The sequence below is a fragment of the Mucilaginibacter tolerans genome, assembly GCF_030519375.1.
GTDB lineage: Bacteria > Bacteroidota > Bacteroidia > Sphingobacteriales > Sphingobacteriaceae > Mucilaginibacter.
On sequence record NZ_JAUMKB010000002.1, the window covers coordinates 263,294 to 276,241 of the forward strand.

General features: G+C 42.1%; 12 protein-coding genes. 10 read left to right on the forward strand and 2 right to left on the reverse strand.

The window, feature by feature from the left end; all coding sequences use genetic code 11:
• Positions 1-5: 5 nt before the first annotated feature.
• The 8 genes from Q3A68_RS03745 (at position 6) to Q3A68_RS03780 (ending at position 10,344) form a co-directional block, all read left to right on the forward strand.
• Complete coding sequence (locus Q3A68_RS03745; protein ID WP_302899710.1) at positions 6-1,106, forward strand: glycoside hydrolase family 88/105 protein; 1,101 nt, start codon at positions 6-8, stop codon at positions 1,104-1,106.
• Positions 1,107-1,147: 41 nt separating this feature from the next.
• Positions 1,148-1,807 carry an SDR family oxidoreductase gene (locus Q3A68_RS03750; protein ID WP_302899711.1) on the forward strand — a complete coding sequence of 220 codons (660 nt, stop codon included), beginning with the start codon at positions 1,148-1,150 and terminating at the stop codon, positions 1,805-1,807.
• A 5-nt stretch (positions 1,808-1,812) separates the two neighbouring features.
• Positions 1,813-2,658, forward strand: a complete 846-nt coding sequence (locus tag Q3A68_RS03755; RefSeq protein ID WP_302899712.1) for a ThuA domain-containing protein — start codon at positions 1,813-1,815, stop codon at positions 2,656-2,658.
• A 107-nt stretch (positions 2,659-2,765) separates the two neighbouring features.
• Positions 2,766-3,704 (forward strand): sugar phosphate isomerase/epimerase family protein, encoded by a 939-nt coding sequence (locus tag Q3A68_RS03760; protein WP_302899713.1) that lies wholly within the window; start codon positions 2,766-2,768, stop codon positions 3,702-3,704.
• 131 nt (positions 3,705-3,835) lie between these two features.
• Positions 3,836-5,518 (forward strand): GMC oxidoreductase, encoded by a 1,683-nt coding sequence (locus Q3A68_RS03765; protein WP_302899714.1) that lies wholly within the window; start codon positions 3,836-3,838, stop codon positions 5,516-5,518.
• A gap of 138 nt (positions 5,519-5,656) precedes the next feature.
• On the forward strand, positions 5,657-7,477 hold the full coding sequence (locus Q3A68_RS03770; protein ID WP_302899715.1) for a glycoside hydrolase family 9 protein: 1,821 nt from the start codon (positions 5,657-5,659) through the stop codon (positions 7,475-7,477).
• A 213-nt stretch (positions 7,478-7,690) separates the two neighbouring features.
• Positions 7,691-8,938, forward strand: coding sequence for a sensor histidine kinase (locus Q3A68_RS03775; RefSeq protein WP_302899716.1), 1,248 nt, complete (start codon positions 7,691-7,693; stop codon positions 8,936-8,938).
• Positions 8,939-9,057: 119 nt separating this feature from the next.
• Positions 9,058-10,344 (forward strand): sugar MFS transporter, encoded by a 1,287-nt coding sequence (locus Q3A68_RS03780; protein WP_302899717.1) that lies wholly within the window; start codon positions 9,058-9,060, stop codon positions 10,342-10,344.
• 1 nt (position 10,345) lies between these two features.
• On the opposite strand, the gene Q3A68_RS03785 is transcribed toward Q3A68_RS03780, so the two are convergent.
• Positions 10,346-10,768: a secondary thiamine-phosphate synthase enzyme YjbQ gene (locus Q3A68_RS03785; RefSeq protein WP_302899718.1), complete on the reverse strand. Its 423-nt coding sequence runs from the start codon at positions 10,766-10,768 to the stop codon at positions 10,346-10,348.
• A 121-nt stretch (positions 10,769-10,889) separates the two neighbouring features.
• On the opposite strand from Q3A68_RS03785, the gene Q3A68_RS03790 reads away from it, so the two are divergent.
• Positions 10,890-12,116 (forward strand): DUF1015 domain-containing protein, encoded by a 1,227-nt coding sequence (locus Q3A68_RS03790; RefSeq protein WP_302899719.1) that lies wholly within the window; start codon positions 10,890-10,892, stop codon positions 12,114-12,116.
• Between the two features lie 25 nt (positions 12,117-12,141).
• The gene (locus tag Q3A68_RS03795; RefSeq protein WP_489671729.1) at positions 12,142-12,504 is read left to right on the forward strand and encodes a DUF8817 family protein; all 363 of its coding nucleotides are present in this window, start codon (positions 12,142-12,144) and stop codon (positions 12,502-12,504) included.
• Positions 12,505-12,520: 16 nt separating this feature from the next.
• On the opposite strand, the gene Q3A68_RS03800 is transcribed toward Q3A68_RS03795, so the two are convergent.
• On the reverse strand, positions 12,521-12,928 hold the full coding sequence (locus Q3A68_RS03800) for a hypothetical protein (RefSeq protein ID WP_302899721.1): 408 nt from the start codon (positions 12,926-12,928) through the stop codon (positions 12,521-12,523).
• Between the last annotated feature and the right edge of the window lie 20 nt (positions 12,929-12,948).

Here is a 12,948-nt window from a genome sequence, read left to right on the forward strand (position 1 = left end):
CTACCGTGAAAAAACCTCTTACTTTCATTTTGCTTGCGACTATTACTATGCAAGCTGTTTATGCTAAACCCAAGCCCGATTCCATATTAAGGATCATGAATAAAGTTGCCGATTGGCAATTGCACGAGTGGCAGGCGCATGGCGCCAGGAACCCAAAATGGTTCTGGACAATGGGCGCTTGTTATGCGGGATATGTTGCACTGAACCAGGTTGGCCATAATCCAAAGTACTTTAACGAGCTGCGCAGCATCGGCGAGACCCTAAAATGGGATACCGGCCCAAACCGGGAAATGGCTGATGATTATTGCGTAGCGCAGATGTATTCTCAACTGTATGCTGTTGACAAACGGCCTCAAATGATTGCACGTTTTAAGGCTTTGGCGGATAGTATCATGGCAAGGCCGCACACGGAATCGCTTGAATGGAAAAATAATATCGCCAGCAGAGAATGGGCCTGGTGCGATGCCCTGTTTATGGGGCCGCCTGCCTTTGCTTATCTGTCGACAGCGACAAGTGATCAGAAATACCTCGATTTTGCCGCTAAAATGTGGTTTAAGACCACAGACTACCTATTTGACAAAGATGAGAGCCTTTATTTCAGAGACAGTCGTTTCTTCACACTAAAAGAAAAAAACGGGCAAAAGATATTCTGGTCAAGAGGAAACGGCTGGGTAATGGCTGGATTGGTAAGAATGCTGTCCAATATGCCTGCAAATTATCAGTCGCGTGTTCATTTCGTATATCTGTATAAAAAAATGGCCGAGAAAATAGCCAAACTGCAAAATGCCGATGGCACCTGGCATGCTGCATTATTAGATCCCGACAGTTATCCGGTAAAAGAGACCAGCGGAACTGGTTTTTATTGCTATGCGCTGGCATACGGTATCAACAATGGATTACTGCCTTATAATAAATATCATAGTATTGTTGAAAAGGCATGGGCTGCTTTGGTAGCGTCTGTACATGCTGATGGTAAACTGGGTAATGTACAGCAAATAGGTGAGAAGCCGGAAACCGTAACCAATGATGATACCGAAGTTTACGGTGTCGGAGCGTTTTTATTGGCCGGATCTGAAATGTACAAGCTGAAATTGAAGTATCATTAATAATCCTAATTTTATTATCCAACTATTAACCTTCTGATGATATGGAAAAATCTCCCGTCTTTATTACAGGCGGAACGGGTTATATCGGCAAAAGACTGATCAGTATATTATTAAATGAGAGGTATGATGTAACTGCATTGGTTCGTGAGCAATCTGTAAAGAAATTGCCGAATGGGTGCAAAGCTGTAATAGGCAGTCCTTTTGATGCAGCAACTTATTTGAATTCTGTGCCGGCTGATTGTATTTTTATTCATTTGCTAGGGGTGAGCCATCCGGGGCCTAAAAAGAAGTTATTATTTTATTCGGTTGACCTTGCTTCTCTGAAAGTGTCTGTCGAAGCTGCAAAACAAGCCGGAGTAAAACATTTCATCTATATGAGCGTGGCGCAATATCCAACAAAAGTAATGGCTGATTACCAGGAAGCAAGGCGACAAGGGGAAGAAGCTGTTCTGGCATCGGAGCTTACCTCCACGTTGATCAGGCCCTGGTATGTAGTAGGGCCCGGACATTACTGGCCGTTGCTATTTCAGCCGGTGTTTAAATTGTTGGAGATAATACCATCTACTTCTGTCCAAGCAAAAGCATTGGCGCTGGTATCGTTAAAACAAATGCTTTTAGCTTTAAAAAATACCGTTATTTATCCCCCGAAAGAAAAAAAAAATCGTGTAGAAGTTCAGGATATTAAAAACGCGAAACCATAACCATTATGCCTAAAATCTATACCCGCATACAGATCTTTACTGTATTACCATTGATCTTCCTTTTCTCCTCACTTATAGCTCAGACCAACAAAAAGTCTTTTCATGTTATCGCATTTTACACTGCCCGGAACGATCAGGCGCATATCAGTTTTGTTCATGAAGCCAATAAATGGTTTGAGGAAATGGCGAAAAAATACAACTTTAGCTATGACTCTACTAAAGACTGGACGAATATGAATGCCAAGTTCCTGGCCAAATACCAGGCTGTGATATTTCTGGACACAAGAGTAGAAGCTCCAGCCCAACGAAAGGCATTTGAAGAATTCATGAAAAATGGTGGTGGCTGGCTGGGTTTTCACTTTGCCGCATTTGCTTTAACGCCTTCAGATTTTAATGCAGATTGGGACTGGTATCATAATGAGTTCCTGGGTTCTGGACAATATGTAAGCAATACCTGGCGGCCCGTATCGGCTTTTTTGAGGGTTGAAGACCATAACCATCCAGCGACGAAGGGATTGCCCGATATTATCAAAGCATCGCCAAGCGAATGGTACCGTTGGGAAAAGGACATTCGCAAAAATCCGGATATCAAAATATTGTTGTCGGTTGATTCAACTAGCTTCCCGTTAGGTACAGGTCCAAAGCTCCATGAAATTTGGCACAGCGGCTATTACCCAATCGTATGGACCAACAAAAACTACAAAATGGTTTACTTCAACTTTGGTCATAACGATATCGATTATGAGCACCATACTAACGAAGACTTATCGCATACGTTTCCTAACCCTGAACAGGAGAAACTTATCCTCAATTCGTTGATATGGGTGGCAACAGGTGAGAAAGTTAACTAAGTGTAACTGACACACTATTGTTACAAATGCTACAGTTTTTTTATAGAATCAAAGAGTAACTTGGTAAATTAGTTTATCAGTTTAACAAACCCACCAATTTTACCTTTATGGAAGAACAGCATATTTCCCGTCGCCGGTTTATCGGCAGTACGGTACTCGCCGCGGCAGGTATGGCATTGACCTCCAAATCAGTTTTTGCAGCAGGATCGCTATTCCAGGCAAAGCCAAATTCTGTTATCAACGGCGTACAAATAGGGGTGATCACGTATTCATTCAGAAGCATGCCGGGTACAGCCGAGAATTTATTGCAATATTGTCTCCAATGCAATATCAACGCTATTGAACTAATGGGCGATGCGGCAGAAGCATTTGCGGGAAAACCAACACGCAACAGCGGTGAAGATGGTACAGCTTACTTTAAACGGGTAGCCGATTGGCGCGCCAGTGTATCAATGGATAAATTCAAGGAGCTGCGGAAATTATTTAACGAGGCTGGTATTAAGATATATGCCTGGAAACCCAATGCATTAGGTGCTAAAAACACCGATGCAGAGATTGATTATGCATTCAACGCAGGTAAGGCATTAGGCGTAACCCATGTAACCGTTGAACTGCCAACTGATGATAATCAAACCAAACGCCTCGGTGATATTGCTACAAAGCATAAGATATATGTTGGCTACCATGCGCATACGCAAGCTACGCCAACCCTGTGGGATACGGCGTTGAGTCAGTCTGAATACAATGCCATCAACCTTGATATCGGTCACTATACTGCTGGTACCAGCAGCAGCCCGGTACCTTTTATTGAGAAAAACCATCCCCGTATAATGAGCATGCACCTGAAGGACCGCAAATATCACGATGGGCCAAATCAACCATGGGGGCAAGGTGACACACCAATTGTCGAGGTGTTACAATTAATCAAAAAGAATAAATACAAATTCCCTGCAACTATTGAGTTAGAGTACAATATCCCGGCAGATTCAGACGCTGTAAAAGAAGTGATCAAATGCCGCGAGTTTGCTGTAAAGGCATTGAGTTAACAGAAAATTTAAAAAAAAAACGGGAAAAGCGGCTCAATTCCATTGTGTAAAACAGACGCAATAGTCATGTTTTTTAATTAATAATTTTCTACATTAGACGAACAAACCAATAAATACCTATTAAACAAATCATGGCAACAAACACATATGACGCTATTGTGATCGGCTCGGGGATATCGGGTGGCTGGGCCGCTAAGGAGCTAACTGAAAAAGGATTGAAAACCATTATGCTTGAACGCGGCCGGAATATCGAGCACGTAAAAGATTATGTAAATGCAAGCAAAGCACCCTGGGAATATCCGCACAGAGGCGGCCGGACTCAACAGATGATCCATGATTACCCCGTATTGAAAAGGGATTATCCGTTGAACGAAACCAATCTGGATTATTGGGTTGACGAGAAAGAAAGCCCATATACCGAAGTTAAACGATTTGACTGGTTCAGAGGCTATCATGTTGGTGGTCGCTCATTAATGTGGGGGCGTCAAAGCTATCGCTGGGCCAATCTTGATTTTGAGGCCAACCTCAAGGATGGTATAGCAGTAGACTGGCCCATCCGTTATAAAGATCTTGATCCATGGTATAGTTACGTAGAAGGATTTGCCGGAATATCAGGCAATAATGATGGCCTTTCTATTTTGCCTGACGGCAACTTTATGCCACCGATGGAAATGAATTGTGTCGAGAAGGATGTCTCTGCCCGCTTTAATACATTCTACAAAGAGGCGCGGCATATGGTAATTGGCCGTACAGCCAATATTACTAAACCATTACCGGGAAGAACCAATTGCCAGTATCGTAACAAATGCTGGTTGGGGTGCCCTTTTGGTGCTTATTTCAGCACTCAGTCGTCCACTTTACCTGCGGCTGTTGCCACTGGTAATCTGACCGTTAGACCATGGTCCATTGTGACCAAAATTCTTTATGACAAGGATACCAAAAAAGCTAAAGGTGTGGAAGTCTTGGATGCCGAAACAAACAAAACTTATGAGTTTTATGCAAAGATCATCTTCTTGAATGCGTCAACTATCAATTCAGCATGGATATTAATGAATTCGGCAACGGATGTTTGGCCTGATGGTTTGGGCAGCAGCAGCGGCGAACTGGGTCATAATCTGATGGATCACCACCTAGGTGTAGGGGCCAGCGGGCACGTAGAAGGGTATGAGGATAAATATTATTTCGGCCGTCGTGCAAATGGCATTTATATACCACGCTACCGTAACCTGAATGGAGAAAAACGGGATTATATCCGTGGGTTTGGCTACCAGGGCCGTGCATCCAGAGAAGCATGGAGCAGGAATATCCCTGAATTAAGCATCGGTGGCGACTTTAAAGATGCATTATCGGAACCAGGCCACTGGACGATGAACATAGGTGGATTTGGGGAGACCCTACCATATCATGACAACAAAGTCACCCTGGATAAAACTAAAAAGGATAAATGGGGATTGCCTGTACCGGCTATCGACGCAATTATTCGTGATAATGAATTGAAAATGCGCATCGATATGACAAATGACGCCAAGGAAATGCTGGAAACAGCAGGAGTGAAGGAGGTAAAAACGCATACGATGGAAGGTGTGTTAGGCCGTGGCATTCACGAAATGGGTACAGCACGCATGGGTCGCGATCCGAAAACCTCTGTATTAAATGAATGGAACCAGGTATGGGACGCAAAGAACGTATTTGTAACTGACGGCGCTTGTATGACATCATCAGCCTGCCAAAACCCATCGTTAACTTACATGGCCTTAACTGCCCGAGCAGCTAACCATGCTGTGGAGGAACTTAAAAAAGGGAATTTGGCGTAGTTATCTGTTAATTAGTGACCGGTTAACCAGTTTAATTAGAATCAGAATATTATCTGTTAAATCATTAAATCGCATACAATAATTATTAATTTAAGCCCTTGCAGGATCAACCTGCGAGGGCTTTTTATTCCTTTATTTATGAAAACGATCAAACTTGTTACCCTGTTACTTTGCCTGCCGGTGTTTCTATTTGCGCAACCTGTTAAAATTGTAACTAATCACGTTGGATATGAACTTGACGGGCCTAAGAAAGCGATCATTGTAGCCAATAGTAAACTAAACATTCCGGCATTCACCCTGATCGATTCCAAAACTAGCAAAGTAGTATATAATGGCAGGCCAGTTTTCAGCGGACCGGTTGATAAATGGAAAAAATTCCAGTTTTGGGTACTGGACTTTAGTACTGTGGCAACTAATGGCAACTTCAAATTACAAGCTGTAACACAGCGAGGAACAATCTCCTCTTATTCGTTTGTAATCGGAAAGAATGTGCTGGAACAAACTACGTTGTCTGACGTAATCTATTATTTTAAAGGGCAACGCAGCTCAGGTTTATTGGACAAGGCCGACTGTCATTCTCATCTACAAGGAAAAACCGATACCATTGATGCCCATGGCGGTTGGTATGATGCTACGGGTGATTACGGAAAACATTTGTCACATCTTTCTTTTTCATCCTATTTCAATCCTCAGCAAATATCATTAACAGATTATAGTTTATTTAAAACCTATGAATTACTAAGCAAAAAGCCCGGTACTGATTACCGGCAGTTCAACCGAAGGATATTAGACGAAGCGATGTATGGCGCAGATTACTTATGTCGTATGCAAGTAAAAGGCGGAGCTTTTTACCGTTCAGTTGGAGCACCGGGGCCGGGTAAATTGCCTCAGGACAGGGCGATCGGCCCTGAAGGCAAAAGCTATCGTATTAAAGTTTCTAAAAATGATGATTCATTTAAAACGAGGCCGGAGGAACATGACTGGCGCAGTTACCAATGTAGTTTTCGCTCAGGCGGTGGTATGTCAATAGCGGCGCTGGCAATGGCATCAACTTATAATGTTTCCGGAGACTATACTAATTCGGATTATCTGAAAGCTGCTGAAAACGCATTTGACTTTTTGGATAAAAATAATGTATCGATGACTAATGACGGGAAGGAAAACATACTGGATGATTATTGTGCCCTTACAGCAGCAACGGAACTCTATAAAGCTACCAAAGATGAAAAATATAAAGCTGCCGCTGAAAAACGTGCGCTATCATTAATAACCAGGTTTGCCACATGGAAAAGCTATAAAGACTACTGGCGCGCCGATGATAAAGACCGACCATTTTTTCATCCATCGGACGCCGGCTTACCTGTAGTGAGCCTCGTATATTACTATCCTTATGCATCGGCGGTTACCCAATCTCAGATCAAAGCGGCAATTCGAAGATCTATGGATTATGAATTTGCAATTACCGCTGAAGTAAATAATCCGTTTGGTTATAGCCGCCAACTAACACAGGATACTTTAGGCAATCGTCGTAGTGCGTTCTTTTTCCCGCACGGTAGTGATGCTTCACCATGGTGGCAGGGGGAAAATGCAAGATTGGGTTCAGAAGCTACTGCTGCAAGACTTGCCGCAGGTTTATTTATCGATGACAAGGCCTATCATGACAAATTGGAAAGCTTTGCATTGGATCAATTGAATTGGATATTGGGATTAAACCCATTTGACTCGTGTATGCTGGAAGGAATAGGGCATAATAACCCTGCTTATGCCTTCTTCGGTACATTCGAGTATACTAATGCACCGGGCGGCATTGTTAATGGCGTTACCTCCGGTTTTGAGAATGAGGACGACATCGATTTTAACCTTCCATACTCACAAACAGGTAAGGATGCCGACTGGCGTTGGGCCGAGCAATGGCTGCCACATGCGGCCTGGTATATGTTAGCAGTGGCGTCGAAATAAAACACTACAATGGAAAAATAGCAATTGTTCTGAGAATTAAACTAACCCCTCAACATACCCGCAATGAGCCTATCGTTCTAACTGATGGTCACAATCATCTTGAATGAGCAACTCAATTTCGGGAAACACGTTAAAAGAAATACACTAAACAGGCGTTCTTAATTTTCCCTGCTTAATGTTAAAACGTAACTTGGTGTATTTAAGAACAATATAATGCAAGCTAATTCTAATAAGACGCTGCCAGGGACACATGCTGCTTGTGATTCCATGTGCAATTCGCATCATATAATCAGCCAGCATACACAAGCCGGGCTCTTTGGCCAGGTCAAAGATTTTTTTTCAAAACTATTTAATACCGCCGACTGGCCGCCGCGCTGGCATTGCGGTACATGGAGCGATTTCCATGGCTGGTTGTACATTCTGTCAGATATTTCTATCGGGGCAGCTTATTTCGCTATACCTTTTCTGCTTTTCCGCATCATAAACAAACGAAAAGATATACCTTTTCCAAAAGTTATCTGGCTTTTTATTGCGTTCATCCTTCTTTGCGGCACCACACACTTAATAGATGCTGGTATATTTTGGTGGCCGGCCTATCGCTTAAGCGCGTTAGTCCGTTTTATTACAGGGATGGTTTCCATCTTTACAGTATTTGCTCTTTATAAAATCCTGCCATTGATCTATAATCTTCGGACCCTTGATCAGTTGGAGGCAGAGATCGGAGAGCGGAAAAAAGCAGAAGCAGAAATGCGGCATCACCAGGTAATGAAGCTGGCTGCAGAAGAGCTGATCGTTAAAAAAGATGAATTCATGAGTATTGCAAGTCATGAATTAAAAACCCCCATCACCAGTTTAAAAGCCTCACTTCAGGTAGTGGAAAGAATGGCAAATAAAAATGAAGTGTTGGAACCGGTTGTTCCTTTTGTGCAAAAAGCATCAAAACAAGTAAATAAATTGACGGAAATTATTCATGACTTGCTGGATGTTACCAGGATGCAGGCAGGAAAACTTGAGCTGAATAAAACGGATTTCAACCTAACTGAAGTATTAAAAGAATGCGCTGATCAATGCCAGGCAGAAGACAGCAGGCACGAAATAAAAATCGACGCTGCGCCAGTATTAATGGTGCATGCAGATAAAAACAGGCTAGACCAGGTACTCAACAATTTTCTAACAAATGCTATGAAATACTCTCCGGATAGCGAGCTTGTTAGCATTAAGGCCGCTAAACTTAAAGATGGTACCGTGAAAGTATCTGTAACAGACTATGGGATAGGGATACCTGACGACAAAATTGAGAATATATTTGACCGATTTTATCGGGTAGAAAATACATCGAAGAATTATTCCGGTATCGGTTTAGGTTTGTATATCTCGTCTGAGATCATTAAAAGGCACAATGGCCAGATAGGGGTAAATAGCGTATTGGGTAAGGGCTCAACATTCTGGTTTATTTTATAAATTCATGATAATCAGAATGCGATCTAACTCATTTTAATAAGAGGATAAAGTTTTTAATATTTTTTAAAAACTATTGCTACTTTTTTACTATCATTGGATTTCATTATCAAATCATCAGTATGCAAGAAACTTCCACAACCCTTCAAACAGCTAAAAAGAGTTCTGCGATTAACCCGATCATTATCATCGGCGTTTTATTCTTTGTTTTCGGATTCGTCACATGGCTCAATTCAGTACTTGTGCCTTATTTGAAGATAGCTTGCCAACTTACTAATCTTGAGTCATACTTGGTGGCAACAGCATTTTATATCGCCTATTTGGTAATGGCTGTGCCATCCTCAATGGTATTGAAAAAATTTGGGTTTAAAAATGGGATGGCGATTGGTTTACTGATTATGGCTGTGGGAGCAATTATTTTTATACCTGCTGCTTTAACGCGTACTTATGCGTTCTTCCTTGCCGGGCTTTTTGTGCAGGGAATGGGACTGGCGATACTCCAAACAGCATCCAATCCATATGTGGTTGTATTAGGTCCTGCTGAAAGCGCCGCCAAACGGATAAGTATTATGGGGATCTTTAATAAATCTGCCGGTGCTATAGCACCGATTGCATTGGGAGTAGTTGCTCTTAAAAATGTTGACCAGTTGAAAGTGAAACTGGCAACCATGAGTGCAGCTGAGAAAATTCCTCTTTTAAATGAATTGGCATTAAGAGTAGTCGTTCCATACATCTGTATTATGGTATCACTGGTTATACTGGCTGTGTTAACTTACCGCTCTACCTTACCGGAAATTGATACGGAGCATGAAGATGAAACTACAGCATTAGCTAATTCAGGCAAGACAAGTGTATTTCAGTTCCCTAATTTAGTATTAGGTATCGTTGCTTTATTTTTATATGTTGGTGCCGAAGTTTTAGCAGGCGATTCCATTATCAGCTATGGGTCTGCACAGAATATACCTCTCTCTACAGCAAAATTCTTCGCAACATTTACCATGATCTCCATGCTGGTTGGCTATGTAATAGGAATTATCTGTATACCTAAATACATTACGCAGCAAAAAGCGCTCGTGATTTCGGCTATATTGGGATTTATTTTTAGCATTTTAGCATTGGTCACACACGGCTATGCCTCTGTTTTCTGCATCGCATTACTCGGTCTTGCCAATGCACTGATGTGGCCCGCAATATGGCCATTGGCATTAAATGGATTAGGTAAGTTCACCAAAATCGCATCATCCTTGCTGGTAATGGGCATATCAGGCGCCGCAGTGATCCCACCGTTATATGGTCACTTTGTTGATCTTTATTCGGCGCAAACTGCTTATCTGATTTTGTTGCCGATATACCTGTTCATTCTTTACTACGCTGCGTGGGGGCACAAACTGGGGAAAACAACCGCATAGTTTAATCACCCCAGGCAGTTATTACGATGGTCCGTGAACCACCGTAATTACGGTGCTCACAGAAATATATGCCCTGCCACATACCTAAGGCCAGTTCACCGTTTTGAATCGGGATAGTGACCGAACTGCCTAAAATAGCAGCCTTCAGGTGAGCGGGCATGTCGTCGGGGCCTTCATCATCGTGCACGTAATCCGGGTCATTTTCCGGTACCCTTTTATTGAAATAAGTTTCGAAATCCTGGCGTACCGTCGGATCAGCATTTTCATTAATGCACAACGATGCTGATGTGTGCTGTATAAATACCTGACAAATGCCTGCCTTTATCTCCTGCATTTCAGGCAGTGCGTGAATCACTTCCTGTGTAATCAGGTGAAACCCTCTTTTTCTTTCCTTAAGATTAACCGTTTGCTGATATATTTTCATAATTATTTAATTGTTAAAAGTAGGTTTTGTTCATATTATTTTAAGCTTTATTAGTAACTATGCTATCTATTCTCAATATGAACTCAAACAGGAAATAAACCAACCTGTTAATAATTAAATTATGGCGAAAATTCAACCTTTTAGGGCAATAAGGTCGAACCCTTTTTATGCTGATCAATTGGTATTTACTTCTTTGCAGGTCGAGTCTGTCTCGGGTGACGAAACCAAGGATGGTACTTTAGCTCCTTTAAAACATCTGCTCGAGACCGGAGCCAGGTTACGCCCTGAAACACCAGAAGGGCAGGTTAAAGCTTTCCGGGAAATAAAAAACACTTTAAAAAGTCTGCTTGAAAGCGATAAACTATGGTACGAACAGGCACCGGGTATATATGTGTATGAGGTTGAACACAAAACTTATCGCCAAACGGGTATATGGGCATTAACATCGCTGGATGATTATACACAAGGCAATATCAAAATACATGAACTAACCTTTGCCGACAGTATCAGGCGTTTGACCAATTATCGGAGGAACACGGGTTTGGAAGGCAGCCCGATTTTGCTGGCTTACCATCCGGACATTACTGTTAACCGCATCATTGCCGAAACAATAAAAAACAATAAGAAGATTACTTATGGTAATGAACATGGCCTGCATCATCTCTGGAAAATAGAAGATCCGAAAGTTCAGCAGTTGCTTATTGATGCTTTTGGCCGGATCAAAACAGCTTATCTGGCCGACGGTCACCATCGCATAGAATCATCAGCTTTACTGGCGGCAGAGCAACAGGCAAAAGGCTTACCGGTGTTCGATCACATATCTTCGCTTTACATGGCGACGGACCAATTGCGAATTGAGGAATATGACAAGGTAGTGGTTCCCTCGGAAAAGATTGAAAAAAAAGCCCTCATTGATCAATTAATACAGCATTTTGATATCAATCCTTCAAATCAGCAAGTGCAGCCAAGAAAGCCACACCATTTCGGAATGTATTTTTCAAATAACTGGTTTGAACTTACTGCTAAACCGCATCTTTATAACGATAAAAATGCTGCAGCCAATTTGGATGCCTACATTTTGCAAGAAACAGTGTTATCGCCAATTTTTGGTATCGAAGACCCTAAAACCGACCTGCGATTAAAGTGTGCAGGTGGTGAAATGGCGATGGATGAGATCAATGCAATACTTAGCGTTTACCCTAATGCTATTGTATTTACGCTATGCCCGGTAAGTGTTGAGCAATTGATCTCAGTTGCTGAAGAAGGTGAAATATTGCCGCCAAAATCAACCTGGATTGTGCCCAAGATACCCTATGCTTTATTGTTGCATCACCATTTGACGGAATAATAAATTAAACAAGTGAGCCATGAAAATGATCCCTCTATTTAAGTGCAGAAACATGAAAACCGCGTTGGATTTTTATACAAGAATCCTCGACTTTAAGTTGAAATACGCTGATGCATCTGTCAACGATTGGGTGATTGATTTGATCAATGGAGATGCAGAGCTTCAGCTGACTGTGCTTGAAAGCAATAACCTGTTTGGCTCGGTAGTAAATGTTTGGGTTGACGACATAGATGGCCTGTTCAACAAGTACCTTGAACGCGGGTTGGACACCTCCCGTAAAAAAGAATCTCCTGTACATCAGGGGCCACTTAACCAAACCTGGGGTACAAGAGAATTCTATGTAACAGACGATGATAACAACACGCTGCGCTTTTGCAGGTCACTATAAAGTTGACGTTCTGTGCTTACTTTATTGAGGCTTTCGCCGCAGGCGTTTTTGCTGCTTCTTTTTTAGGGGCCTCTGCCTTTGCAGGAGTTGCCTTGACCGCAGGTTTCTTAGCTGGCATCGACGCAGGTTTCTTAGCTGGCATCGACGCGGGTTTAGCTGAAGGTTTTGCCTTGCTTTGTGCTGGTGCCTTTTCTACTTTCTTCGCTTCAACTACAGGTGCAGCACTTTTTTCAGGCTCTTTAGCAGACTTTAAATTTTTGGTGATTTTCTTGGCTAGTTTTTTCGCCTCTTTCTCTATGTCGATCTCTACCTGACCTAATTCTGCGGTTATGGTTTTTATTGTTTTAATTAGCCGTTGCTGGATCGATTTGGTTGCTATTTTCTTGGCTGCTTTTGCAGGAGATTCTTGTTTTTCCTTTTTCATATTTGATTGAGTTCAAATGT

Bases quoted from the DNA above. Each gene is read 5' to 3' on its own strand.
- Q3A68_RS03750 (WP_302899711.1), top strand. From the start codon at position 1,148: ATGGAAAAATCTCCCGTCTTTATTACAGGCGGAACGGGTTATATCGGC.
- Q3A68_RS03755 (WP_302899712.1), top strand. From the start codon at position 1,813: ATGCCTAAAATCTATACCCGCATACAGATCTTTACTGTATTACCATTG.
- Q3A68_RS03760 (WP_302899713.1), top strand. From the start codon at position 2,766: ATGGAAGAACAGCATATTTCCCGTCGCCGGTTTATCGGCAGTACGGTA.
- Q3A68_RS03765 (WP_302899714.1), top strand. From the start codon at position 3,836: ATGGCAACAAACACATATGACGCTATTGTGATCGGCTCGGGGATATCG.
- Q3A68_RS03770 (WP_302899715.1), top strand. From the start codon at position 5,657: ATGAAAACGATCAAACTTGTTACCCTGTTACTTTGCCTGCCGGTGTTT.
- Q3A68_RS03775 (WP_302899716.1), top strand. From the start codon at position 7,691: ATGCAAGCTAATTCTAATAAGACGCTGCCAGGGACACATGCTGCTTGT.
- Q3A68_RS03780 (WP_302899717.1), top strand. From the start codon at position 9,058: ATGCAAGAAACTTCCACAACCCTTCAAACAGCTAAAAAGAGTTCTGCG.
- Q3A68_RS03785 (WP_302899718.1), bottom strand. From the start codon at position 10,768: ATGAAAATATATCAGCAAACGGTTAATCTTAAGGAAAGAAAAAGAGGG.
- Q3A68_RS03790 (WP_302899719.1), top strand. From the start codon at position 10,890: ATGGCGAAAATTCAACCTTTTAGGGCAATAAGGTCGAACCCTTTTTAT.
- Q3A68_RS03795 (WP_489671729.1), top strand. From the start codon at position 12,142: ATGATCCCTCTATTTAAGTGCAGAAACATGAAAACCGCGTTGGATTTT.
- Q3A68_RS03800 (WP_302899721.1), bottom strand. From the start codon at position 12,928: ATGAAAAAGGAAAAACAAGAATCTCCTGCAAAAGCAGCCAAGAAAATA.